Here is a 24,321-nt window from a genome sequence, read left to right on the forward strand (position 1 = left end):
TCAAGTGCTAAATTAATTATAAAATAAAAGTCAAAGAAAGTCAAATATATTTTTTACCTTCTTCGACCTTTATTTTTATTTTTTGATTTTTTCATACTTTTTTTCAATTTAATTAGTGTGCTTACTAAATCAAATGCAATGGTTAGAATTAATAGATAGTACACTACGCTGAGTTGTGTTTCATAAAAATACATTTTTAATATTGTACTTAGTAGAATCAAAGCTCCTGCATCAGTTATCACGCTTAGTGTAGTGATAAATTTACCATAATATACTTCTGATATTCTACTTATATCTCTTAAAACCAACATGAAAAATATTATTTGTAGTGCTTTTGTAAGTGCTTCTTCTGAACTCAAACTAGCATAGATTATACTCAAGAATATAAATAAACTAAATACAAACATAAATAGATATTCACCATTATTTTGAGTGTATCTTTCTTTTGAATAATATAGTTCATCTATGGAGAAATCTTTTACAAGAGAGCTCATCATTCTAATGTTCTTCACTCTTTCAGATATGAAACTGCTAAGCACTCCCGTTATAAAAACTGTCAGCAATAAATTCTTAGCTGAGTTTATAATTTCAGCCTTATTTTGAAATCCGCCAATAAATTTATAAATTATTGTAGCTAATATGATTTCTAAAGACATTATCTTCAAATATTTGAAAAATATCTCATAGTTTTTCCCTGAAATTAGCATATTTTGTTTGACTTCATACTTAGTTGAAAAATTATAAGGACTTCCAAGCGTCAATAGAAAATCTTCTAATTCTTCGTATGTATAATCCTCTCCCAATTTACTCTCTATTATTTCGTTTAAATCATTGGTCGCCGTTATAGAGTTTTCATAGCTCAAGTACTTTACCATTTGATTTATATATCTATCCAATAACTCCGATTTTTCTCTCATACTTCCTCCTAAATCGGATTATAACATAAAAAGGAGCCTTTCGGCTCCTATCTAATCTAATACATAAACTTTTACATTTCTTCTGCCAAACTTATTTGCTTGAGCATTTGTACTGTAAAATAAATCTATTCTATTTCCTTTAATTGCCCCACCTGTATCTTCTGCTACAGCATATCCATAAGTTGGGAATCCATCCATTGACTCTATATATAATTTTGAGCCAAGTGGTATAACTCTTGGGTCTACAGCTACCGCACCAACTCTTGCTCTTGTTCCCATAGCTGTCTTTGAACCGGCTGTTGGATCATATGCTGTAGCTTGCATAACTATAACTTTCTTTACATTTCTTCCTTGTAAGGAAGCAGATTGATCTTCTTTAGGTTTATCTTTAGTACCTTTTTCAACAATGGCATTAACAGGTTCTTGAGATACAACAGAATTTATTATATCTATTGAAACCATTTGACCATTTACAAAAGTATGTTGTACTGTGTCAGTTTTCTTACCAACTACACCTTGTTGAATAACTTTTTCTTCTCCTTTAAACATTTCAGAATTTTCTCTTACTTCTGTTTCAAAAGGTATATCTGTTTGCACATCAAAAGTTTCTCTATTAACTCTCTCTATAATTATTAGAGTTTCAGGCTTAACCGGTGTATTCATAGCTGGTGTAACAACGTCATCTGCATCTACGCTTATCTTTAAATTCTTAAGTATTTCTCCGACATTATCCCCTATGGCCTTTACTGATTTTGATTCTGCACCATCTTGAAGCTTATAGTTCTTTGGTGCTTTTATTATTATGTCCATATTATCAACAAGCTTTGTATCTAAACTTGGTTCAACAACTTCTTTGTCTTTTAATTCTATACCTTCATTTTCTAAAAAGCTTCCTACTGTCGATGTATATGTCACTACTTTACTTTCTTTTCCATCTATAATAAGACTTACTTCCTTGCTCATTATAGTGTTAAAACCTAATGTGAATGTTGAAGAAAGAATTATTGCTCCCATTACAAAAGTTAGGGCTTTCTTCTTCCACTCTCCATGATTTAAACTCATAACTCCTCCTACTCTAAAACGGTTACTGATTTGTAAATTTTGTAATCATTTTGTAACTACTTTCTGACTTTGTTAGTATATAGGAGTTTTATAAATTTGTCAATAATTTGTAACCTTTTAAATTTTTTTGAATATCTGTCCCAAAAATTTATTTTAATTCTCAAATTTTCTGATATTATTTGTAACTATTTCCCAAAAAACACAATAATTATTCTTACAAATTAATTTTTAATTAAATCTCACTCACACCTCTTTTTTAACATTTGTATAAATGTGTAGGTAAGTTTAGCTGTGAATCCCCAAATTATTTTGTCTTTATATCTATAAAAATGAATTTTGTCAGTTCCTCTTTTAAATTTATAATTCTTTCCATTTGGAATTAAGTCGTACGGAAAATCTTCTGAACTCTTAACTTTTAAATCAACTTCGTATATATCGGGTTCATTCTCTAAAAAATAACTAAGTGGAACACAGAATATTGAATCCACTTCATCACCACTTGGGCTTATTTTAGTTGCATCTAAATTCAATTTCCCAATTGTAGAATAAATTATGGCATTATATGGATTTACTAAATAGTCTCCCTCTGATATCACTTCAACCCTATCTTTTGTGATGCATAATTCTTCAGAGGTCTCTCTTATAGCCGCTTCAACTGGATTTTCTCCGTCTTCTATCTTACCACCCGGAAAGCTTATCTCCCCAGGCTGATTTCTCAGTTCTTTACTTCTAACCTCATATAATAAATGTATTTCATTTTCAACTTCTATTAGTGGAATTAAGACACTATAACTATTTTTCACTTCTATCGGTTTTGGTTCATAGCCTTTAAATACTTCTGATATATCTTCTAATTTCATCTTAACACCTTATTCATTAAAATCTTGATGTTGAATGCACTCAATAACTCTTCCGGTAATTTTTCAAAATCGCCTCTCGCTTTTAAAATAGCGCTTAGCTGTTCAATATCGTATATCTTTAAGTACTCTATGTTGTGCTTATTGGCAAAGTATTCAAACAATCCCGTCAAAACTTCTGAATATTTATAGTTGCTTTCAAGTTTCAAATTGGCAGCTATAGATGGTATGAATTCTTCATAGAATTTTCTATACTCTGACTCAAATTGAAGATTTGAATATTCCTTGACCTTTTCAAAATATAGTTCTCTTAAAAGCTTGTCAGCTTCAACTTCATCAAATGGTTTCACATAGTATTTTTTGCCCAAAAGTCCCTTGAATTTCTTATACGTATCAAAATACCCTATTCTCATAAGTTCATCTGATTTATTTGGATTGAAGTCCATAGTTTCAACATATTTTTCACTCGGAGCAATCACTATTGCATCGCTTGGCATTATCATATTTCTAAAATCATTTGGATTTGCCCTTATAATAACTGGTCTCATTCCCAATCGTTCAACCATATTATATGGAATTTGATTTGCAAAACCACCGTCTAGATATGCCTTGCCATTTATTAACTCTCTCTTAAAAATCGGTAAGTAACAAGATGCTATTATATAATCCCTGAGCTGTCCCTTTGGAATATCTTCAACAAACTTCTCTTCAACAACTCTATCAGTTAAATTTATAGTCACAAGACCAAATTTTAAATCAGAATTTCTTACTTTATCTTCATCTATGTATTTGTAAACAAAATTTCTAAGTGGCTCAATTGAAATTCTCTTGCTGTTTAAATTATCAATTAACTTTTTAAAACTATGAAACATATTGTTTGTTTGCTTTTCTGAAACTATCTGAGCAATCTCTTTATTATCATAATAATCTGAAAGCCCCGTATTTCTCCAAGCTTCCATAGCCACGTTAGCTTCTCCCATAGCTATCATAGCTCCATTTATCGCTCCGATTGAAGTTCCAACTACTGCATCAAACTTATATCCAAGTTCCTTTAACGCAAAATAGGAACCTATTTGATAGGCTCCTTTTGCTCCTCCACCTTCTAAAACTAATCCAAGCATAATTCTTCGTTCCCCTCAATTAGTTAAGTTCGCTTGTACAATGAGGACATCTTGTTGCATCAATAGCAACTTCACTCTTGCAATAAGGGCAAGTTTTTGTTGTTGGTGCAGCTTCTTCCTCTTCTTTTTCAAATCTCTTTTTAACTCTATTAATCTGTCTAATCATAATAAAAATTACAAGTGCAATTATTAAAAGTTTAAAACATTGCCAATAAACGCCCCTAGTCCCATAACTGGAGCTCCTGCTTCTTTAGCTGCAGCAAGAGTAGCATGCTTTGAACCGTCAAGAGTTATGAACATATCGTCAAAATTAATACCACCTGTTATATATGCGATTACAGGCATGATTACATCATCTACTAATGAAGTTACAATTTTACCAAATGCTCCACCTATTATAACCGCAACAGCAAGATCCATTACGTTTCCTCTGGCAATAAATTCCTTAAATTCCTTTACAAAACTCATTTGTCTCTCCTCTCTAACTTTTTCAACTCTACATTGTTATCCTTTATAAGTTTTAGAGCATAGTCATCCACTCTATATGCATCTCTGTAGTATATGGCAGTTATTCCGGCTTGGATTAGAGCTTTTGTACAATTTAAACACGGAAAGTGAGTGACATATGCAGTACAACCTTTTACACTTATACCCTCTTTTGCACAATATAAAAGAGCGTTCATCTCAGCATGTATTGTTGCAATGCAATGTCCATCTCTCATAGTATGTCCTATCTCATCACATTGTGGATTACCGGCTAACGAGCCATTGTATCCTGTAGAAACAATTCTGTGCTCACTATTTACTATTACACAACCCACAAATGCTCTGTCACAAGTTGATCTAGTAGCTACCATTTCTGTTATTTCTAAAAAATATTCATCCCAACTTTTTCTCATTTCGCACCCTTTGCAAGCTTATCTGCAAGTTCGTTAAACTCCACCCCAGTATGTGCTTGCACCTTTATAAATTCTACTGTTATCTTGTCCTTTACACTCGAATAAAAATCTCTGTACTCCTGAGTTGATTTCTTGTTTGCCTTCCAACTTCCAAGAGCCCAACACTCTATGCCCATGTAGTCGTAGTGAAGATATATTTTTTTATATCCAAGCTCTAAAGCTCTTTCAATTGCAACTTTAGAACCCATTATCTCTCCGGCAACATTTCTCATTGAAGCATCTTCTACTCCGAAAAATCTCTTGCTGTCAGTTTCTATTACATTCACTCCGTCAGTCAGTACAATTCCATAAGAGTAGCTTTTTTCATTCTTGTCATAAGAACCGTCAACATAAGCTATTATCTCTCCATCAGATATAGAACTCACTATTTCTGATTTACTATCTATCTTTTTTTCTACATTAGTTTCTCCACCTATAAAGGCCTCTGCTTCGGAAAGTGTTGGAAATTTTTTATATATTGCTCCGCCAAACCCAATCACTTGTCTTTTGCACTCATCCCAAGTGGTGAATACTCCCGTCTGTCTTCCTTTTTTTACTGCGTAATAATTCATAATACTCCTAAATTTTATTTGTCTTATTTTATTATATTAACCTTTATTATACAACACTTAAGGTTTATGATATACTTAAAACAAATAAAAGGGGGATAAAATGAATCAAAATCAACTCGAACAAATGAAATCTAAAGACGGATTTATCGCCGCTCTTGACCAAAGTGGTGGATCTACTCCAAAGGCACTTAGACTATATGGAATTGAAGAAAGTAGCTACAATAGCGAAGAAGAAATGTTTGAACTTGTTCATGAAATGAGAACAAGGATTATAAAAAGTCCTGCTTTTAACGGCGAAAAAATCCTTGCTACAATACTTTTTAAGAGAACAATGAACTCTAAAATTGATGGAGTTTACACTGCAGACTATCTATGGAACGAACTTGGAATAGTTCCTATTTTAAAAATTGACGAAGGTCTAGCTGAAGAAAAAGACGGCGTTCAACTTATGAAAGAAATGAAGAGTCTTGATGAACTTCTTGAAAATGCAAAAGAACGTGCTATCTTCGGTACAAAGATGAGATCAGTTATAAAAGAACTTAACCTTGAAGGAATAAAAGCTGTAGTTGCTCAACAATTTGAATATGCTAAAAAAATCATGGCAGCTGGATTCGTTCCTATCATTGAACCGGAAGTGGATATTCACTCTGAAAAGAAAGCAGAAATAGAACAAGCTCTTCACGATGAACTAAAAGCTCAACTTGAAGTTTTAGATTCTGATGCAAGACTTATGTTCAAACTTACTCTTCCAGAAAAGAACGACCTTTATGAAGACCTATACGACTTCGAACAAGTTGTTAGAATAGTTGTACTTTCAGGCGGTTATTCAAGAGAAGAATCTAATGCAAGATTAAAAGCTAATCATAGATTGATAGCTTCTTTCTCAAGAGCACTTTCTGAAGGATTAAGAGCTGACCAAACAGATGAAGAATTCGACACTATGCTTCAAGCATCAATCGATTCAATCTTCGATGCATCTGTAAATAAAAACTAACTAAAAAAGAGAGGTTACCCTCTCTTTTAATTTATTGTGGATTTTTTAGCCTCTGTAACATCATCATAAGCATTTCTTACATCTACAAACTCTTTAAACTCTAAGTAAGTCCTAAATAATGTGGACCTTTTTTCAAACTCATCTCTCGATTCAGGTAATGGTAAATTTCTATATCTGTTGTAGAGCTCTTCTAATCTATTAATTATAGTGTCTGTTAGTTCAGCCTCACTATTCTTTTCATTTTGTAAAATCATCAATTCTGCAAGGCCTGTTCCCTGTGTAAACTCTTGAGGCATATACTTTAAGTTTTCAAACATACGTCTTAAAATTCTAACTTGCTCAACACGCATAGTCCAATAACTCATTAAGTCCGCACTTTCTTCATAAAACATATTTTCTCTCTCATTTCTCAGCAATGTCTCTGCCAACTTGAGGTCATTGTCTAAAATATTAAACACAACTTCACCTTTCATCAAAGGGATATCTTGTGTAATATAATTCGCATAGTGAACTAAAATAGACCTTATTTTTCCATCTATCTTATCCAAAACTTCTTGCAGTTCTTTTGATACAGATGGAAAATATAAATTGGCCACAATTGCAAATCCTGAACCAATGATCATGAGTGCAATCTCATTTAATATCAAACCCAATTCCACACCATTTGATAACAACAAGTGAGTTACAAGAACACTTGATGGTCCAAGTCCTATATCAATTTTTAACAACAATGAAATTGGCACAAATAAAATTAAATACAATACATACGCCCAAAGATTATAACCCAAGAACATAAAACACATACTTCCTATTCCCAAGGCGAGTATTGCCGATGCCATTCTATTTATAACGCCTTTATAAGTTGCCTCTCTAGTGTCCATAACACTTAATATTGCTATTATTGCCGCAGCTGAAGAAGATTTAAGCCCCAATAATTCTGCTATAAACAAAGATATTCCCGCCGCCAAAGCTATCTTTATAGTTTTTAATCCTATTATATTCATAAACTCACCCAGACTTTATTTACCCTTTGAGATTGAGTTTACACAAATTTTAATCCAACATCCCATACTCCTTTATAAAGAGTTCATTTGCAATTTCAAGTTTTTTATAAAATTCATCATATTTTTTACTCAAAACTCTCATATTTGGAATAAATACATCATAAAATCCATTTTCCTGATTAAAAGATTTAAAACTTTCCATTAACTCATAGCCAATTGAACTTTTATATTCATCAGACTTTCTATATTCTAAATAAGCTTCTATCTGTTCTCTATTATCCAAAAAATTCTCAGGCTCTTCAATACTTTTAATAGTCTCATTTTCCGCTCTCTGAAGAATTTCCATATTTGGCGTATTTTCTAAAAACTTATTTAATTTATCAGAAACTGTAAAGTTTGGCATATTATCTAAAAACTCCATGACTTTTTCATAAGCTCTTTTCTGTTCTTCCGTTACAACTTTTATCTCAAGAAACTTTGAAAAATGTAAATATAAATATCTTCCGTAGTGCCCCGGAAATTTTTCGATCAACATTTCTGAAATATAACTATTTTTCTCTAAAATGTTTAATAGTTCTTCAATCTCCTCAAATCTAGAACCATTTGATAGTTTGTGAAGTAGTTCAGCTCGAATAGATTGGTTTTTTAATTCCAAATCCTTCTTTATTGAAATTTCATCTAACTTTTTCTTTCCGTGCTTTAAAATCTCTCTTATTTCTTCAACTTGTAAATTCAATTTTCTATACACATAGATATCTCTTAGAATTTTTACATCTTCTTGTGAATAATCTCTATATCCGTTTTCTAATACTTTGGGGCTCACAAGTTCTTTCTCAGTATAATACACAATTGCCTTTTTAGTAAGTCCAGTAATTTTTGCAACTTCATTTATTAACATACTATCACCTCTATCTAAATGATAATCTCACCTCTAATGTATCAGTCAACTAAATATTTTCTTTGTTATCTTGTATATTTTAAATTATAATAATCTTGAGGTGTTTATGAAAAATCTTAAATTAAAATATATTTTAACTCAATCAATTTTTTGGATGTTGATGGCTTGTCTGACTTCATACATCAATGTTATCTTGACCGGTCGTGGAATAAGTGTTTCAAATATCGGAATAATAGCAGCACTCGGTAGTGTGATTGCTGCTTTCTTTGGTCCATTTATATCTCAACTATGTGAAAATTCAAAGAGCAAAACTGAACGTGAATACATGCTGATTGTAATTTTAATTTCAATTATAGCTCTAGTACTTTCACTATTGTTTCGCAGCCCAATTATCACAGTACTTATTTTAATTTTAATTCCCAATGTGTTGGTTCTATCTCTTCAACCATTGCTAAACAGTCTTGGAATGAATTATATGCAACTTGATAAAAATATAGACTTTTCAAAAGCTAGGGGGATAGGAGCTTTTTCGTACGCAATATGTTCTCTAATCCTTGGTAAAATGAGTGTTGGGAACTCTGATATGCCCATAATATTTTCAATCGTACTATTTGCATTGTTGTTCTTCATAATGCTATCCCAACCACACTTAGAAAATGTAAATTCATTACATACTTCAAGCGGAGCAGTCGAATCAGATATTCCCTTCTCTAAAAGAGAGGCTACAGCAGCTATCATTGGGGTTATTCTATTATTTGTATTCTATCAAATAAACCATTCATTTATGCTTCAAATAATGGAAAACTTGGGAGGAGATTCATCTCACATGGGTCTTGCCTTTTCAATAGCGGCATTTTCCGAAACAATAGCAATGTTTGCTCTACCAAAAGTATTGGGGAAATATAATCTAATAAAATTATTCAAATTTTCAGCAGTTATGTTCATCGCAAAAGGTATCTTGACTTATTTTGCCCCAACCGTTGGAACACTTCTTGCTGTTCAAGTTTCTCAAGTTGTAGGATTTGGAATTTTCACTCCTGTTTCAGTTTACCTATTCAGTAGAAAATTCCCACCATCTATGAGAATTAGAGCACAAGGATATCTTACAAGCTCCATCACGCTCGGCGGTGTATTTGGATTGTTAATCGGCGGAATATTAGTTGAAAATTTAGGAATAGGAAATACAATTTTAATTTCCATGCTCTTTGCCCTAGTAGGCACTGTATCTATTTTTACAATCAAAAATATAAATCAAAAAAGGTAGCGTGTAAAAATATTTTTACACGCTACCTTTTTTAATTTTGATGGTTACTTTATTTGATTATATTTTTTTCTCTCTTATAAACTCATTTCAAGCAATTTTCAATAAAAAAGAGTAATAAAAATAAAGCTCCTAAAATAAAATTTTTACATAAATATAGTCCCACCAATACCTATTGGTAAGTTGAAAGCATAGAATACTGCCATCAACGCTGTCCAGAATACTAAGAATGCTAATGAGTATGGAAGCATCATTGAAATCAAAGTTCCAAGTCCTGAATCTTCGTCATACTTTTGCATAAATACTACTATCATTGCAAAATAAGTCATAAGCGGTGAAATAATGTTTGTTGAAGAATCACCTATTCTGTAAGCAACTTGTGTAAGCGCAGGGGAGAATCCCATTTCAAGCAACATTGGTACAAAGATTGGTGCCATGATAGCCCATTTTGCTGATGCTGAACCCATAAACAAGTTTATGAATGCTGATAATAAGATAAATAATATTATCAGTGGTAATCCAGATAGACCTGCTGACTTAAGGAATGCTGCGCCATTGTATGATATGATAAGTCCTAAATTTGTCTTACCAAAATAAGCTATAAATTGTGCTGCGAAGAAAGAAAGTACAAGATATCCTCCCATTGATTTCATAGCTGATGTCATAGCCGCTACTAAATCATGAGTAGATTTTATCTTTCCTATAGTCTTTCCATATACAAGACCAGGGATTAAAAATAAAAGCATCATCGCTGGAATTAATCCATAATGTAAGAATTCATTTAAATCCATTTGTCCTGTTTTTTCGTTAAGTGATTGGAAAAGTGCTCCTTGTGGGAACATCAATACTCCCATTATGATTACATATCCAATAAGAGCAATCATTGCATTTCTTATACCTTTCACTTCAATATCTGTAACATTGTCAGCTGCTTCAGCTTCATTTATTGCTCCAACATATTTTCCTAAATTTGGCTCAACAATTTTATCAGTAACTATTGTTCCAACTACTGTTAAGAATATTGCTGATACTGCTAAGAAATACATATTTGATGTTACCGGTATTGTTGTGTCAATTTGAGCAGCTTTTAAAGCTTCATTTGTGATGTTAGTCAATAGTGGGTCAGTCGTACCTAAAATTAAGTTTGCTGAAAATCCACCACTTACTCCTGCAAATGCCGCTGCAAGTCCTGCTAATGGATGACGCCCTGCAAGACCAAAGATTAGTGCACCTATTGGAACTACTACTACATATCCTGCGTCTGAAGCTACATTTGACATAATACCTGCAAATACTACTATTGGAGTAAGTATTTTGGGATTTGCATTTAAAAGTGCTTTTCTTAAACCTGTGTTAAATAGACCTGTCCATTCACAAACTCCAACCCCTAACATTGCAACAAGTACTGTTCCAAGTGGAGCAAAATCTGTAAAGTTTTTAGTGGCTGAATTGAAGATATATCTTATACCCTCTGCATTTAATAGTGATACGGCACTCTTGGTAACCTCTTCCCCAGCCTTAGCATCGTAATATGTTACCGGTGCTCCATACTTTGCAACAAAATGCGAAGCAATTACTACAACCACCGAAAGAATAAAAAATATTATTGCAGGGTGCGGTAGTCTATTACCTATTACTTCAACACCTTTTAGAAATCCTTTGACTTCTTTTTTGTTGTTTGTAGATTTCATACTCTGCCTCCTCTTTTATTTATAATAAAATTATACAGGATATTGTTAACTCTTCATAGCATTTAAGTTAAATTTTATTTATAATATTTCAAATCTTCCTAAATAAGCTTTGATTGTAAGCTTTAATTTTTAAGAACATTTTTTATATCCACTTTATTCTCTGAAAGCAAAATTTCCTTGCACTTATTCCAATAATCAAATTTTCTGATATAATAAATTTGGAGGTGTTATATGACAGATTATAGTGCATTTGAAGTCATGGGCCCCATTATGGTCGGTCCGTCAAGTTCACACACTGCCGGAGCGTGTAAAATTGCAAACGTTGCCGTCGATATTGTGAGCGAAGGTTTTAATAAAGTTGAATTTCAACTTCACGGTTCTTTTGCACATACTTATAAAGGACATGGAACTGACCGCGCCTTAGTTGGTGGAATTCTTGGCTTTGAGCCGGATGACGACAGAATTAAAACATCTTTTGAAATTGCTGAAGAATCCGGATTAAATTATATATTTACTACTATAAATCTTGGTGAAAATTATCATCCAAATTCTGTAAAAATAATTTTTTCATATCCTGATAGAGATGAAGAATATGTAATAGGCTCTTCTATTGGTGGTGGAGCTATGAAAATTGTAAACATAAATGGAATTGCCATCGAGTTTAAAGGTGATTATTCAACTATATTACTTGAATACCCTGAGCAACGTGGTGTAATATCTTACGTCTCTTCACTGCTTACAGGAAATGATTACAATATTGAATCTTTAAATACTAAGAAGAATAAATTGACTAATGTTGTAACTTTAACTGTAGAAATTGATAAGCCACTTACAGATAGTTTAAAATCTGCAATACTCGGTGTCGAAAGATTTATAACAGCTAAATATGTGGAGGTATAGATGCTAAACACAGCTCGTGAAATAATAGATGTGTGCAATGAGAGAGGCATTAAAATCTACGACTTAGTTCTTGAGGAAGAGATTAAAAATTCTCATACCACTGAAGAAGAAATAAGAAAAAAACTTGACGAGGTAATTGATGTAATGTACTCCTCAGCAACTAAAAATTTAACTAATTCAGATGTAACTGAATACAAAATGATTGACGGATTTGCAAAGACTACTTATGAATATGCAACTTCCGGAAAATCTATAGTTGGCGACTTCCTTGCAAAAGCTATGGCAATGGCTTTTTCCACAAGTGAAGTAAATGCTTCAATGGGAAAAATCGTAGCTGCTCCAACTGCAGGCTCTTCCGGAATCATGCCGGCAATGTTGGTCGCCGCTTCTGAAAAATATAATTTTGATAGAACCACTATTCAAAACGGCTTCCTTACCTCAATAGGTATAGGTCAATTGATAGCAAAGTATGCAACTTTTGCCGGAGCCGAAGGTGGTTGTCAAGCTGAATGTGGTTCCGCTTCTGCAATGGCAGCTTCTGCCATTGTTGAAATGCTTGGTGGAACTGTTGAACAAGCTCTTCACGCTGCAAGTATCACAATCATTAATGTGCTTGGACTTGTATGCGATCCTATAGCCGGTTTAGTTCAATATCCTTGCACTTTCAGAAATGCGTCCGGAGTAATCAATGCATTTATCTCTGCAGACTTAGCTCTTGCAGGTATTGAAAGTTTAGTGCCATTTGATGAAGTGGTAATAGCAATGGGTGAAGTTGGAAATTCCATGATTGAAGCCTTAAGAGAGACAGGACTTGGCGGGCTTGCCGGAAGTAAAACCGGTCAAAAAATTAGAAGAGATTTCTTGAAAGAAGGAGATTAATATGACAGAAAAAAAGACTTTTAAATTAGGCTTAATTCCAAAACTAATCATCGCTATAGTTTTGGGTACATTAGTAGGCCTAAATTTACCTGAAGTTGTAACTCAAATAGCAGTTACTTTTTCATCAAACTTCGGTAAATTCCTAGGATTTATAATCCCATTAATGATTATTGCATTTGTATCTAAGGGCATTGCAGACTTATCTGAAGGCGCCGGAAAATTACTTCTTGCCACCGTAGGACTTGCTTATGCTTCAACTCTTATAGCAGGTACACTTTCTTACACTATGGCTAGTAATATATTCCCAAGTTTTATTTCAACTGAAATGGTTGATAAAATTCAATCAGCAAGTGAAAAAACTCTTGAAGCTTTCTTTGAAATTCCACTTAAACCTGCTATTGATGTAACAGGAGCTCTTGTTCTTGCTTTTATGATAGGTTTATGTGTATCAATTATTCGTCAACATGGAGATGGTGAAGGCTTTTATAAACTTATAAATGAATTCAATGCTATGATCAACTTAGTACTTGAAAAGGCAATCATACCTCTTCTACCATTCTTTATATTTGGTAACTTTGCAAATATGGCTTACTCCGGATCAGTATTTGCTATACTTTCTGTATTTATAAAAATCTTCGGCTGCATAATAGTGCTACATATTTTATATATTTGTGCTATGTTCATAGTTGCCGGAGCTTATAGTAAGAAAAACCCTTTTGCTTCTCTTAGAAAAGCAGTTCCTGCTTATTTAACGGCAATTGGTACTCAATCATCAGCTGCAACAATTCCTGTCAATGTTGAATGTAATAGAAAAATTGGTGTAACTAGACAAATTAGAGAATTTGTAATTCCTCTATCTGCAACTGTTCACCTCCCAGGTTCTATGATCACGCTTACTGCATGTGTATTCACATTACTACACATGTATGATATGCCTCATTCATATGCCCTTATATTAAAATTCATCGCCATCCTTGGCGTTGCAATGGTAGCTGCTCCAGGAGCTCCAGGCGGAGCTGTTATGAGTGCTCTTCCATTCCTACCTGTTGTTGGTATAGCTTCTGAATCACCACTTGCTTCAATCTTGATTTCACTTTACTTAACTCAAGATTCTTTTGGTACAGCGGCCAATGTTACAGGCGACAATGCTATATCAATGATGGTAGAAAAATTCTATTACAAGCATATAGTTAAACGTCCTATTCCAACAGAAGAAGACTAATTAGATTTCAAGAGAGGAGAAATTCTCCTCTCTATATTTTAGGAGGATACTATGACTTTTGAAAATTTAGAGGGTGTTCTTAACATCAATTTAGATAGTATATTGACTTTAGCCTTAGCATCAATCCTTTTATTAATCGGATATGGCCTAAAGAACAGGATTCATTTCTTAGAAAAATATTGTATTCCAGCTCCAGTTATCGGTGGATTTTTATTCATGTTCATAACTTGGTTGGGTCACACTTCTGGAAGTTTTGTTTTTAATTTCGAAAACGTATTCCAAGACGTATTTATGTTAGCTTTCTTCACTACTGTAGGTCTTGGAGCAAGTTTTAAAATACTTAAATCAGGCGGAAAATTATTACTTATCTACTGGTTGTGCTGTGGTGTAATTTCTTTATTCCAAAATACCATAGGTATGACTATTTCTAAAATTGTTGGCCTCGAAGCGCCTTATGCTCTTCTTGCCAGCTCAATATCAATGATTGGTGGACACGGTGCCGCTCTATCTTATGGTTCAACTTTTGCTGAAATGGGCTATGATATAGCTCCTCTTGTTGGCGCCGCAGCAGCAACTTTTGGTCTTATCTCTGCCGTTTTAATAGGTGGACCTCTTGGCAGAAGACTTATAGAAAAAAATAACCTTAAACCAGTTGATGAAAATTTCGACGAGTCAGTTACTTCTATAAATGCTACTCACGTTTCTTTAAACAGCCTTGACGTTATAAAAAATGTAGTTGTGATAATCGTATGTATGGCAATAGGTAGTATAATATCCGGTAAAATCGGAGAGCTTATCGATATGTCATTCCCAACATATGTTGGTGCTATGTTTGTAGCGGTAATTGCCAGAAATTTAAACGAAAAACTTAACTTATACAAATTCAGCTACCCAGTAGTTGATGAAATTGGAAATGTAATGTTAAACCTTTATCTTGCGCTAGCTATGATGACTTTAAAACTTTGGCAACTTTCAGACCTAATAGGAGGCGTTCTATTAGTAGTAGTTGCTCAAGTATTATTTATGATGCTTGTAGCTTACTTTGTAATATTTAGAATATTGGGCTCAAACTACGACTCAGCTGTTATGTGTGCAGGACTTTGTGGTCACGGCTTAGGTGCTACACCATCTGCTATAGTAAATATGACAGCAGTAAACGAAAGGTATGGAATGTCTAGAAAAGCTATGATGATTGTTCCTATAGTTGGAGCATTCCTTGTAGATATAATCTACCAACCACAAACTATTTGGTTCATTAAAACTTTCGTACAAGCTCTACATTAATAGTTAAAACCAACAAACTTAACCCGCCGAAAAATTCGGTGGGTTTTTAATTGCTTTAAGTTATAATATAATTAGGTGATTATATGGAACTAACGGAAAAATTTGAAGTAGATGATTGTAAAAATAAAATTTCATACAATATAATCCATGGCGATATTCCCATCAAAATGTCTCCGGATTTAGTCGATGCCATAAAGTACTTACTTTGGTACGTTCCTGATATTGCATCAATTCAATCTCGTGACAATGAATTGGTTTCAAATGTTTTATATGATGATTTTACTTTTTTAGAAATTATGAAATATATGAAGCTAAGAGATGAAGATGTCTGGTTTGCAGATGAAATTCCAAAAGCAATTGAAGAAATTTATAGACACAGCGTATGTACCAATTCTCAAAAAATTGTAATGACCAAGGGTGAAAATGAAACTAAAACCAGTGCCGTTCTAAGACATATAAGAAATGCAATTGCCCATGGTTATTTTAATATCGTAGAAAATTTAATTGTTGGGTTTGACTATAAACCTGTAAATAAATATGAAGAAAAATGCACTGCTTTTTTTAAAATAGACCCTACAAACTTGCTGATGGCTCTTAAAAGTTTGGACAATGAGCTAACTTCAACACAACTGGTTACTTTGGCTCTTAAAAACAATGGTTACCACGTTGGTAAATATGAAGAAAATTTTGAAACAAGCGAAAGATTTGATTTATATGCTCGTAAAGGCTCCCAAAAATATGCTATCGAGCTCAAATCTTATAATGCTCAAGAAAAAATACATCATCAAGACGTTTTGGATATGATTGCAAGTTTCGAGGGAATGTTTCGAGATTTAAAAACTGTTTTAGTAATAAACTCTTCATTTTTGCTTGAAGAGTCAAAAGATGAATTATTAAAACATGACGTAATAATCTTAGACGTTAAGAATATTAAAAAGATGCTAGCCGGCAGAGATATGCTCTCTGAAATTGTAAGAGATAATAAAATTAAATAATTTTGGACATAAAAAAAGATAGTTACTCATTTATATGACTTAACTATCTTTTTTATACTTCACATTCCATCCAACTGTACATTTTTGGTTCTATCACTGTCTATCAACTTCCTCTCTTTAACCTTACTTTTTCATCTCGTTTAAAATATTTTATAGTCTACTTTAATTTTTAATCTAAGGTCAACCAATAATTCTTAATACTCCATTGCCAAAAACCCTACTCTTAAGTTTTTGTAGAGAACTAAGTCTTACCACTTAACATACTACTTGCGTTCAATCTATATAAACGCCTTCGCGATTTTTAAAAGTTGGATGGAATTGTAAAGGTTCAACATCGGCTCGGTATAAAGTATTATTTTATCTTCCGATGTATTATTAATATACCCATCGTTTTTACTATTAAACATTTTTTTCAAACTTTTTTTATTTTTTTCAAATTAATTTTTTGAAAAATATTTTTTCATTGTGTAAAATATTTTTTGGTGATTAATATGAATTTTTTTAGATGAGGCTATAAATCTTGCTCTTAAATCTATTGAACATGGGGATATCCCCGTTGGTGCAATTGTTGTAAAAGACAATAAAATAGTTGGTCGCGGATACAATCAAAAAGAAAAAAGGCTGATGCATCTGCCCATGCTGAGTTATTAGCTCTCCAAGATGCGGCTAAAAATCTTGGAACTTATCATCTTGAAGATTGTGAAATTTATTCAACCCTTGAGCCATGTTGTATGTGCGCAGGTGCAATAGTTAATTTTAGGATAAAAAAAGTATATATAGGTACACGAAATCCAAGATTTGGGTGTTGTGGCAGCAACTTGAATCTGCTTGATTCTGTTTTGAACCATACAACTGAAGTGGAATTTTTAGATGATGCTAAATGCTCAAAAATCATCTCCGAATTTTTTAAAGGTTTGAGAAAAGATAAATAGTTAAATAAACTACACAAAATATTATCTTTTTTAAATTAAATATCTCATTTAAAAAGCGAATAACACATTATCAGTTATTCGCCTTCTTATCTCTTATTTAGTAAAATCTTAAGTAAGTTCTATTTAATTTATCTCTGATTTTCTAGAGGAACCTTTTTCTCCAAAATTTTCTTTGCAACTATTGCACAAATATACCCCAAAGCTACTCCACCGAGTACATCTGTTGGATAGTGGACAAACAAATACAATCTTGTAAATCCCATCAAAATTGCAAAACTAAGCAGTATAATTCCATTCTTTTTATCATAAAAGAGCACTGAGAATGCTGTTGCAAATGCTGAATAGGTATGTCCTGATGGAAAAGAGCCATCTATTAATGGATTAACCAATATTTTTCTGCCTATTGCATTATAAGGACGCACTCTGTGTATTAGAGGTTTTAGTATAAGGTTCCCCAGTATTGCTGAGAGTACTAAACTAAGTAATATATTAAATCCTATTCTTCTTGTCTTTTTAAAGATTGAAAAACACAATCCAATTAAAATAAATATGGCTCCACCCGTTCCAAGTTGAGCCATAATTATTGAAATTCTATCCAAGACAGGATTTTGCAAAGTCTCTATTGCGTTTAAAATGCTTAGCTCCACTTATCTTTGATTTTCCTCATCTACCCATTGTTTGGCTTCTTCTACCGATTGTTCTGTTGGAGTTTCTACTCCTGTTTCTGAATCTTTTTCTTCAGATTTTGCATATACATCTGTAGCAGGTCTTTCTTCGTGATTTATTTCTTTAGCTTGTTCTAAATCTGCTACGATTTCTTTTTTTCTTTGTTCTGACAATGTGCTCATTTCTTCAAATTTATTTTCTGACATAATATCCTCCTACTTTACTTTTACTTTCTTACTTTATCATGTATACCCACTTGTGCAAAAAATAATTGGGTATAATATATTAATCGACAAGACAGGAGGAATTTTATGATAAAGACAATTGTCTCATACGTTAAAGAATATAAAATATATTCCCTACTTTGTCCTATTTTTGTTGTCATAGAAATTACAATGGATGTTCTAATACCTTATTTAATGAGTTTAATAATTGACAAAGGCATCCGTTTGGGTTCAAGAGATGACATTATGAAATATGGAATATATTTAATTATCACCGTTGTAATAGCATTTCTAAGCGGAATGATTTCAGGCTACTTGGCCACTAAGGCATCTGCCGGTCTCGCTAAGAACTTAAGATTTGCAATATTTAAAAACATACAAGACTTTGCATTTGAAGATATAGAGTCATTTTCTACCGGTTCTCTTATAACAAGAATGACAACCGATGTACAAAATATTCAAGCTTCTTATCAAATGGCAAACAGACTCGCTCTAAGAGCACCACTTCTACTTATCTTTGCCATGATTATGAGTTTTAATATACATTTTTCTCTATCTCTTACATTTATGTTCACCTTTCCCGTTTTAATTCTTGGATTGGCATATATCATCAGCCATGCCCATCCTCTTTTTGTGAAAATTTTCAAAACCTATGACGATTTAAACACAATGGTTTCAGAAAATCTTTTGGGGATTAGAGTGGTTAAGAGTTTTGTTAAAGAAGACCATGAAATTGAAAAATTCCATAGCCTTTCAAAAAAATTATTCAGACTGTATACAAAAGTTTCTAAATTGATGGCTTATGCCATGCCTATAATGATGCTTTCAACTTATGTTGCCTCTCTTTTAATTGCATATTTTGGAACTGGTCATATCTTGGAGGGCACTCTTACCACAGGACAGCTTGTAAGTCTTATTAATTATGCAGTTCAAATTCAAATTTCTCTTATGATGTTATCTTTTGTAGTAGTTCAATTCATCATTTCGAGAAATTCTGCAGAAAGAGTGGTTGAAGTTCTAAACACCAAGACCGGCCTTGATAAAAATATTGATGGGTTAACCGAAGTAAAAGACGGCAGTATAGAATTTAATGCTGTTTGTTTTTCATACCTACACGACAACTCAAAATATGTTTTAAAAGATATTAATTTTTCAATCTCTTCTGGAGATAGCGTGGGGATAATAGGCCCAACAGGCTCTTCAAAATCGACTTTAATAAGTTTAATTCCTAGACTTTATGATGCTGATTGCGGTGTCGTGTCCGTCGGAGGGATAAATGTAAAAGATTATAATTTGAAAAATTTGCGAGATGCTGTGTCAGTCGTGTTGCAAAAGAACACTCTGTTTTCAGGTTCTATCTTGGACAATTTGAAGTGGGGAGATGTAAATGCTACCTTAGATCAAGTTCAAGAAGCTGCAAAGCTCGCTCAAGCTCATAATTTTATTATGGATACAGAAAATGGTTATGACACAAAAGTTGACCGTGGCGGTGCAAATTTCTCTGGTGGTCAAAGACAACGTCTTAGCATTGCAAGATCACTTCTAAAAAATCCTAAGATATTAATTTTAGACGATTCGACTTCCGCTCTTGATAATGAAACTGAAAAGAAAATAATAGATGGATTGAACAAATTCAGACCTGACCTTACCAAGATAATAATAAGCCAAAGAATTAATTCTTTAAAAAATACAGACTATATCTTAGTAGTTGACAAAGGGCGAATAAATAAAATTGGAACTCATCAAGAACTTTTAGATACAAATGAGATATACCAAGATATAGCCAAAACTCAAATAGGAGGTGACTTTGATGCATAGGAATAGACAAGCTCGTGGAAAGATTAACACCCCTGAAAACAAAGCGGCTTTCTTAAGGCTTATGAAGATACTATTTAATGAATCTAAAATTAAATTTATAACTATCATATTGCTTGTGTCCATCGGCTCTGTAGTTTCTGTTGCACAATCTATATTCATCAAGACTTTAGTTGATGATTATATAACTCCTATGTTAAATACTAAAGCACCTGACTACTCACCGCTTATTAGACTGATACTTCTATATGCATTTATATTCCTCATGGGAACTTTCTCAACTCTGTTAGCTTCTCGACTTATGATAAATATAGCCGAGAAGATTATAAGAGATCTTAGAAACAGTATGTTTGAGCACATGGAAAAATTGCCTATTTCATTCTTCGACCAAAACTCACACGGCGACCTAATGAGTAGATACACAAGTGATACTCAAGTTTTGGAACAGATGCTTACCAACGCACTTCCAAACTTCTTTTCATCACTGCTCACGCTTATAGTTATCATAACAGCTATGATACTCTCCTCAGCAATGCTGTTCTTAGTGGTAGTGGTATGTATAATCCTATTATTCCTATCTATGAATTTCGTCGGAGGAAAGAGTTCTGTGTTCTTTACAAGACAACAAAACTCAATCGGAAAGACAAATGGATATATAGAAGAATTGATTGAAGGTCAAAAAGTTGTTAAAGTATTTTCTCGAGAAGATAAAGTTATAGAAGATTTTAAAATTTTAAATGAAGAATTAACTGAAAACACAATGCTCGCCAATAGATACTCTCTATACTTGCTCCCTATAATTTTTAATATAGGTAACTTACAATTCGCATTTATAGCAACAGTTGGCGGACTTATGACTCTTAGCGGAAACTATGGTCTTACCGTTGGTGGACTTGTAGGATTTTTGCAACTATCAAGATCTTTTTCAGGACCAATTAACAATATCTCTCAACAGATGAACCAAGTTATACTTGCGCTTGCAGGAGCTAAGAGAATCTTCGATTTGCTTGACCAAGAAGTTGAAATTGACGACGGAACTTATGAAATTGTCAGAGTTTGCGAAAAAGAAAATGGTCTTGAAATATGCTCCGAACGTACAGGACGTTGGGCTTGGAAAAACTCTGCAAGTGATGAAGATTTTATTGAAGTCAAAGGTGATATAAGATTTTACAATATAGACTTCTCTTATGATGGAGAGCATAAAATTTTAGACAACATCTCTCTATATGCTAAACCCGGTCAAAAAATCGCCTTTGTCGGCGAAACCGGTGCCGGTAAAACAACAATAACCAACTTGATAAATAGATTCTATGAAATAGACTCAGGCAAGATAACTTTTGATGGAATCAATATAAAAGATATTAAAAAATCACACCTTCGTAGTGCACTCGGAATGGTGTTGCAAGATACCCATCTATTCACTGGAAGTATCAACTATAACTTGAAATATGGTAGACCTGACACATCTGCCGAGAGAATTGTAGAAGCAGCAAAGAAAACTCAATCAGATGACTTTATAGAAAAACTTGAAAATAGATACGATACCGTAATCTCAGGTACAAATTCAGATTTATCACAAGGACAAGCTCAGCTCCTATCAATTGGACGTGCTGAAGTCTACAATCCACCTGTGTTGATATTAGATGAGGCGACATCCTCAATCGACACTCGTACTGAAAGACTTGTTCAAGAATCAATGGATGAAATTATGAAAGGAAGAACTACTTTTGTAATTGCACATAGATTATCCACTGTAAAAAATGCAGATGCAATAATTGTTCTTTCAAAAGGTAAAATAATAGAACGTGGAAATCACGAAGAATTGATGGCTCAAAAAGGAGTTTACTATCGCCTATACACTGGTGGTTTTGAAGAAAAAGAAGATTAAAAATAAACTCACACTTCATTAATACAGTTTTGTGTGGTAAATTTATCTAGTAACCTACAAATTAGTCTTGGACTTTTCCCATACGGAATCCAAGACTTTTTCTTTTCTATACTTCTGTTCCTTACAATCTTACCGTCATAAAATTTTAAATATCAATTACTTGTCTAAGTTCTTTGTAAAAGTTGTCCGTAATTACATAATTAGATATAATTACATATATTAAATAAAAGAAATTTGGAGGTGATTTTTTGAAAACAATGCAAGAATATAGAGCTTACTTAATTGTTATAGCAATTGCAATTTTGTTGCGTGTATTTGTTTTTCGTATATCTGTTGTCAGTGGACAGAGCATGGAAAATACTTTTCACAACAGAAATATACTGTTCTGTACTATTTTTGACAGGACAGATTTAAAACACGGAGATATAATAGTTTTCAAATCGCCAGTGGAAGATAAATTGTATGTAAAGAGAGTTATCGGACTACCAAAAGATGAAATCGAAATCGACTACGAGCATATAATTTTAAATGGAAAAATTCTTGAAGAACCTTATATAAAAGAAAAAACTAGATACTATAAAAATTCAATAAAATTAGAAAATAAATATTTTGTACTTGGCGACAATCGTGACAATAGTTCCGACTCACGCCATTTTGGAGCTATCACTCCCGATTCAATTGTCGCAAAAGTCAGATTCAAAATATTTTAGGAGAACCAATGAACAGAGAGACAACTTCAACACTAAAAAAACTGATGATATATATTCTTATCTATATAGCTCTTTCATCAGTCATAATTTACTTTAATATAAATAAAAGATATTTAATCTTTAACGCCGGCCTTTCATTTATACCTTATATTGTAAGCGGCTTTACTCTTTCCAAAAAGGACAGTGCGTTATTTGTCCTTTTAGGGCTTTTTGTGTCGGTTATCTTCTATCCAAATGCAATATATATGTTTACCGACTTCATACATATAAAAACTTCGGATTATTATAAAATTATCGGCGGCGAAGTAGTCTATGTAATGGAAGCTATAAATTGGATAAAGTTAGGCGCTGAAGTTTGTATAATAACTCTTTCTATGGTGCTAAGCTTTGAAAGTTTTATAAACATTCTAAAGATAATGAGATGCCGTGGTCATAAGATTGCCGAACTAATACTTTTAATTGTTGCATCAGCCGGCACTTCTTTAGCTGTCTACATTGGCAGATTTTTGAGATTTAACTCTTGGGATATATTTAAAATTCACACAATTGTATCTGATATTTTAAACAATATTTCCACAAATGATTATTATCTCTTAGGCGCTTTTGCAGTAATTCATTTTATAATAATGCTTACTCTTTTCAATATGAAACAAAACTAAAATAGGTGGTAATGTGATGTGTATTAAATTTATTCATAAAATAATATTTTCCGGCATTTCTGTAGCTATTTTAGCTATTTCAGATAATTCTTTGGGACTTCATATGTATGTACAATATAAAATAGATTATATTATATTATTTTTAGTGTTTTTTGGGATATCAAGTTTAATAAATGATATTTCTAAAATAGTAGAATATAAAATAAACGCAAATTCCAATACCCAGTTGAATAAAAAATATTAAAACACACACTTATTATTAAGTTTTAATATTTTTAAATTCTACTTTTTCTTTAGCAATAAAGCCATTAATATCAGCTTTTAATATATCTATGTCATTTTTAAGCTATGTATTTGCTCTATTTAAAGTGTCAGAATATAAATTAATTTTAGGTTTGACCAAATCAATATTTTTTTCTGAAAGAGAATAATTAATATTCTGATTCTTTAAATTTTGACTTTTGCGATCAACTTCCACCTCAAGACCTTTAATATCTCAAGTAGAAAATTTCTGCATATGCACTGAAAAAACTCCCATAAACACCTCTTAAAAAATTGTATAAAAAAGTTCGCGCAAACACTTTAAGAATGCACGAACTAATAAATAATCCTATTAAGAGTATAACACGGTATACTCTTGCTTCGCAAGAACCGTGTTATATAAATTGTTTTTTAGAATTCAACAGTACTGAATAAATTACTTTTTAGATCATAGGTATATATATTATTTAGTTGCTCATTAGATTGTAAAAAAACATCCAAAAATTATTCTCTTCATTTAACATTGCTACATTAACACTATTAACCTTAATTTTTTTATAAAATTTGGGTT

The 24,321-nt window shown here is 32.6% G+C and carries 23 protein-coding genes and 2 pseudogenes; 13 read left to right on the forward strand and 12 right to left on the reverse strand.

What is annotated here, in order from left to right:
* Window positions 1-53: 53 nt before the first annotated feature.
* From HMPREF9129_RS01195 to HMPREF9129_RS01225, 7 genes and pseudogenes are all read right to left on the reverse strand, one after another.
* On the reverse strand, window positions 54-917 hold the full coding sequence (locus tag HMPREF9129_RS01195; protein WP_004819480.1) for a hypothetical protein: 864 nt from the start codon (window positions 915-917) through the stop codon (window positions 54-56).
* 51 nt (window positions 918-968) lie between these two features.
* Window positions 969-1,979 carry a resuscitation-promoting factor gene (locus HMPREF9129_RS01200; protein WP_004819482.1) on the reverse strand — a complete coding sequence of 337 codons (1,011 nt, stop codon included), beginning with the start codon at window positions 1,977-1,979 and terminating at the stop codon, window positions 969-971.
* Window positions 1,980-2,218: 239 nt separating this feature from the next.
* Window positions 2,219-2,839 (reverse strand): NUDIX hydrolase, encoded by a 621-nt coding sequence (locus tag HMPREF9129_RS01205; protein ID WP_004819483.1) that lies wholly within the window; start codon window positions 2,837-2,839, stop codon window positions 2,219-2,221.
* Complete coding sequence (locus HMPREF9129_RS01210; RefSeq protein ID WP_004819485.1) at window positions 2,836-3,957, reverse strand: patatin-like phospholipase family protein; 1,122 nt, start codon at window positions 3,955-3,957, stop codon at window positions 2,836-2,838. The genes HMPREF9129_RS01205 and HMPREF9129_RS01210 overlap by 4 nt, the downstream gene beginning before the upstream one ends.
* 19 nt (window positions 3,958-3,976) lie before the next feature.
* A pseudogene (mscL, locus tag HMPREF9129_RS01215) lies at window positions 3,977-4,425 on the reverse strand (large conductance mechanosensitive channel protein MscL).
* Window positions 4,422-4,856 (reverse strand): deoxycytidylate deaminase, encoded by a 435-nt coding sequence (locus HMPREF9129_RS01220; RefSeq protein WP_004819492.1) that lies wholly within the window; start codon window positions 4,854-4,856, stop codon window positions 4,422-4,424. The pseudogene mscL and the gene HMPREF9129_RS01220 overlap by 4 nt, the downstream one beginning before the upstream one ends.
* Window positions 4,853-5,467 (reverse strand): ribonuclease H1 domain-containing protein, encoded by a 615-nt coding sequence (locus HMPREF9129_RS01225; RefSeq protein WP_004819494.1) that lies wholly within the window; start codon window positions 5,465-5,467, stop codon window positions 4,853-4,855. The genes HMPREF9129_RS01220 and HMPREF9129_RS01225 overlap by 4 nt, the downstream gene beginning before the upstream one ends.
* 100 nt (window positions 5,468-5,567) lie before the next feature.
* On the opposite strand from HMPREF9129_RS01225, the gene HMPREF9129_RS01230 reads away from it, so the two are divergent.
* A complete protein-coding gene (locus HMPREF9129_RS01230; protein ID WP_004819497.1) occupies window positions 5,568-6,461 on the forward strand; it encodes a fructose bisphosphate aldolase in 894 nt (297 codons plus the stop codon).
* Window positions 6,462-6,487: 26 nt separating this feature from the next.
* Here HMPREF9129_RS01230 and HMPREF9129_RS01235 read toward each other — a convergent pair whose 3' ends face one another.
* Window positions 6,488-7,465, reverse strand: a complete 978-nt coding sequence (locus tag HMPREF9129_RS01235) for an aromatic acid exporter family protein (protein WP_004819498.1) — start codon at window positions 7,463-7,465, stop codon at window positions 6,488-6,490.
* 49 nt (window positions 7,466-7,514) lie between these two features.
* Complete coding sequence (locus HMPREF9129_RS01240) at window positions 7,515-8,363, reverse strand: MerR family transcriptional regulator (RefSeq protein ID WP_004819501.1); 849 nt, start codon at window positions 8,361-8,363, stop codon at window positions 7,515-7,517.
* Between the two features lie 106 nt (window positions 8,364-8,469).
* Here HMPREF9129_RS01240 and HMPREF9129_RS01245 point away from each other — a divergent pair, with 106 nt between their 5' ends.
* Window positions 8,470-9,627 carry an MFS transporter gene (locus tag HMPREF9129_RS01245; protein WP_004819503.1) on the forward strand — a complete coding sequence of 386 codons (1,158 nt, stop codon included), beginning with the start codon at window positions 8,470-8,472 and terminating at the stop codon, window positions 9,625-9,627.
* A gap of 143 nt (window positions 9,628-9,770) precedes the next feature.
* Here HMPREF9129_RS01245 and HMPREF9129_RS01250 read toward each other — a convergent pair whose 3' ends face one another.
* Complete coding sequence (locus HMPREF9129_RS01250) at window positions 9,771-11,315, reverse strand: AbgT family transporter (RefSeq protein WP_004819506.1); 1,545 nt, start codon at window positions 11,313-11,315, stop codon at window positions 9,771-9,773.
* 231 nt (window positions 11,316-11,546) lie between these two features.
* On the opposite strand from HMPREF9129_RS01250, the gene sdaAB reads away from it, so the two are divergent.
* From sdaAB to HMPREF9129_RS10875, 6 genes and pseudogenes are all read left to right on the forward strand, one after another.
* Window positions 11,547-12,215, forward strand: coding sequence for an L-serine ammonia-lyase, iron-sulfur-dependent subunit beta (gene sdaAB, locus HMPREF9129_RS01255; protein WP_004819507.1), 669 nt, complete (start codon window positions 11,547-11,549; stop codon window positions 12,213-12,215).
* Window positions 12,216-13,094 (forward strand): L-serine ammonia-lyase, iron-sulfur-dependent, subunit alpha, encoded by an 879-nt coding sequence (gene sdaAA, locus HMPREF9129_RS01260; RefSeq protein ID WP_004819509.1) that lies wholly within the window; start codon window positions 12,216-12,218, stop codon window positions 13,092-13,094.
* A 1-nt stretch (window position 13,095) separates the two neighbouring features.
* The gene (locus tag HMPREF9129_RS01265) at window positions 13,096-14,316 is read left to right on the forward strand and encodes a dicarboxylate/amino acid:cation symporter (RefSeq protein WP_004819511.1); all 1,221 of its coding nucleotides are present in this window, start codon (window positions 13,096-13,098) and stop codon (window positions 14,314-14,316) included.
* 51 nt (window positions 14,317-14,367) lie between these two features.
* Window positions 14,368-15,600: a sodium/glutamate symporter gene (gene gltS / locus HMPREF9129_RS01270; protein WP_004819514.1), complete on the forward strand. Its 1,233-nt coding sequence runs from the start codon at window positions 14,368-14,370 to the stop codon at window positions 15,598-15,600.
* Window positions 15,601-15,683: 83 nt separating this feature from the next.
* Window positions 15,684-16,595: a HEPN family nuclease gene (locus HMPREF9129_RS01275; RefSeq protein ID WP_004819516.1), complete on the forward strand. Its 912-nt coding sequence runs from the start codon at window positions 15,684-15,686 to the stop codon at window positions 16,593-16,595.
* Window positions 16,596-17,144: 549 nt separating this feature from the next.
* Window positions 17,145-17,527 (forward strand): annotated as a pseudogene (locus HMPREF9129_RS10875) (nucleoside deaminase).
* Window positions 17,528-17,655: 128 nt separating this feature from the next.
* On the opposite strand, the gene HMPREF9129_RS01285 reads toward HMPREF9129_RS10875, so the two are convergent.
* Both HMPREF9129_RS01285 and HMPREF9129_RS01290 read right to left on the reverse strand, forming a co-directional pair.
* Window positions 17,656-18,174, reverse strand: coding sequence for a phosphatase PAP2 family protein (locus HMPREF9129_RS01285; protein WP_004819522.1), 519 nt, complete (start codon window positions 18,172-18,174; stop codon window positions 17,656-17,658).
* Window positions 18,175-18,399 (reverse strand): CDIF630_02480 family spore surface protein, encoded by a 225-nt coding sequence (locus HMPREF9129_RS01290; protein ID WP_004819524.1) that lies wholly within the window; start codon window positions 18,397-18,399, stop codon window positions 18,175-18,177.
* 105 nt (window positions 18,400-18,504) lie between these two features.
* On the opposite strand from HMPREF9129_RS01290, the gene HMPREF9129_RS01295 reads away from it, so the two are divergent.
* The 5 genes from HMPREF9129_RS01295 (at window position 18,505) to HMPREF9129_RS01315 (ending at window position 23,733) form a co-directional block, all read left to right on the forward strand.
* A complete protein-coding gene (locus tag HMPREF9129_RS01295) occupies window positions 18,505-20,235 on the forward strand; it encodes an ABC transporter ATP-binding protein (protein WP_004819526.1) in 1,731 nt (576 codons plus the stop codon).
* Window positions 20,228-22,120, forward strand: coding sequence for an ABC transporter ATP-binding protein (locus HMPREF9129_RS01300; protein ID WP_004819528.1), 1,893 nt, complete (start codon window positions 20,228-20,230; stop codon window positions 22,118-22,120). The genes HMPREF9129_RS01295 and HMPREF9129_RS01300 overlap by 8 nt, the downstream gene beginning before the upstream one ends.
* Before the next feature lie 257 nt (window positions 22,121-22,377).
* Window positions 22,378-22,830, forward strand: a complete 453-nt coding sequence (lepB, locus tag HMPREF9129_RS01305; protein ID WP_245946105.1) for a signal peptidase I — start codon at window positions 22,378-22,380, stop codon at window positions 22,828-22,830.
* An 8-nt stretch (window positions 22,831-22,838) separates the two neighbouring features.
* Window positions 22,839-23,489, forward strand: coding sequence for a DUF1361 domain-containing protein (locus HMPREF9129_RS01310; protein ID WP_004819531.1), 651 nt, complete (start codon window positions 22,839-22,841; stop codon window positions 23,487-23,489).
* 16 nt (window positions 23,490-23,505) lie between these two features.
* Window positions 23,506-23,733, forward strand: a complete 228-nt coding sequence (locus HMPREF9129_RS01315) for a hypothetical protein (protein ID WP_004819532.1) — start codon at window positions 23,506-23,508, stop codon at window positions 23,731-23,733.
* The last annotated feature ends 588 nt before the right edge of the window (window positions 23,734-24,321 follow it).

Source organism: Peptoniphilus indolicus ATCC 29427 (assembly GCF_000227315.1).
Lineage (GTDB): Bacteria > Bacillota > Clostridia > Tissierellales > Peptoniphilaceae > Peptoniphilus > Peptoniphilus indolicus.

What these genes read in the sequence shown, in the direction of transcription:
- HMPREF9129_RS01300 (WP_004819528.1), top strand. Translation starts at nt 20,228, where the DNA reads ATGCATAGGAATAGACAAGCTCGTGGAAAGATTAACACCCCTGAAAAC.
- HMPREF9129_RS01225 (WP_004819494.1), bottom strand. Translation starts at nt 5,467, where the DNA reads ATGAATTATTACGCAGTAAAAAAAGGAAGACAGACGGGAGTATTCACC.
- HMPREF9129_RS01245 (WP_004819503.1), top strand. Translation starts at nt 8,470, where the DNA reads ATGAAAAATCTTAAATTAAAATATATTTTAACTCAATCAATTTTTTGG.
- HMPREF9129_RS01200 (WP_004819482.1), bottom strand. Translation starts at nt 1,979, where the DNA reads ATGAGTTTAAATCATGGAGAGTGGAAGAAGAAAGCCCTAACTTTTGTA.
- HMPREF9129_RS01235 (WP_004819498.1), bottom strand. Translation starts at nt 7,465, where the DNA reads ATGAATATAATAGGATTAAAAACTATAAAGATAGCTTTGGCGGCGGGA.
- HMPREF9129_RS01265 (WP_004819511.1), top strand. Translation starts at nt 13,096, where the DNA reads ATGACAGAAAAAAAGACTTTTAAATTAGGCTTAATTCCAAAACTAATC.
- HMPREF9129_RS01310 (WP_004819531.1), top strand. Translation starts at nt 22,839, where the DNA reads ATGAACAGAGAGACAACTTCAACACTAAAAAAACTGATGATATATATT.
- HMPREF9129_RS01315 (WP_004819532.1), top strand. Translation starts at nt 23,506, where the DNA reads ATGTGTATTAAATTTATTCATAAAATAATATTTTCCGGCATTTCTGTA.
- HMPREF9129_RS01220 (WP_004819492.1), bottom strand. Translation starts at nt 4,856, where the DNA reads ATGAGAAAAAGTTGGGATGAATATTTTTTAGAAATAACAGAAATGGTA.
- HMPREF9129_RS01250 (WP_004819506.1), bottom strand. Translation starts at nt 11,315, where the DNA reads ATGAAATCTACAAACAACAAAAAAGAAGTCAAAGGATTTCTAAAAGGT.
- HMPREF9129_RS01290 (WP_004819524.1), bottom strand. Translation starts at nt 18,399, where the DNA reads ATGTCAGAAAATAAATTTGAAGAAATGAGCACATTGTCAGAACAAAGA.
- sdaAA (WP_004819509.1), top strand. Translation starts at nt 12,216, where the DNA reads ATGCTAAACACAGCTCGTGAAATAATAGATGTGTGCAATGAGAGAGGC.
- HMPREF9129_RS01195 (WP_004819480.1), bottom strand. Translation starts at nt 917, where the DNA reads ATGAGAGAAAAATCGGAGTTATTGGATAGATATATAAATCAAATGGTA.
- gltS (WP_004819514.1), top strand. Translation starts at nt 14,368, where the DNA reads ATGACTTTTGAAAATTTAGAGGGTGTTCTTAACATCAATTTAGATAGT.
- lepB (WP_245946105.1), top strand. Translation starts at nt 22,378, where the DNA reads ATGCAAGAATATAGAGCTTACTTAATTGTTATAGCAATTGCAATTTTG.
- HMPREF9129_RS01230 (WP_004819497.1), top strand. Translation starts at nt 5,568, where the DNA reads ATGAATCAAAATCAACTCGAACAAATGAAATCTAAAGACGGATTTATC.
- HMPREF9129_RS01205 (WP_004819483.1), bottom strand. Translation starts at nt 2,839, where the DNA reads ATGAAATTAGAAGATATATCAGAAGTATTTAAAGGCTATGAACCAAAA.
- HMPREF9129_RS01295 (WP_004819526.1), top strand. Translation starts at nt 18,505, where the DNA reads ATGATAAAGACAATTGTCTCATACGTTAAAGAATATAAAATATATTCC.
- HMPREF9129_RS01240 (WP_004819501.1), bottom strand. Translation starts at nt 8,363, where the DNA reads ATGTTAATAAATGAAGTTGCAAAAATTACTGGACTTACTAAAAAGGCA.
- HMPREF9129_RS01275 (WP_004819516.1), top strand. Translation starts at nt 15,684, where the DNA reads ATGGAACTAACGGAAAAATTTGAAGTAGATGATTGTAAAAATAAAATT.
- HMPREF9129_RS01210 (WP_004819485.1), bottom strand. Translation starts at nt 3,957, where the DNA reads ATGCTTGGATTAGTTTTAGAAGGTGGAGGAGCAAAAGGAGCCTATCAA.
- sdaAB (WP_004819507.1), top strand. Translation starts at nt 11,547, where the DNA reads ATGACAGATTATAGTGCATTTGAAGTCATGGGCCCCATTATGGTCGGT.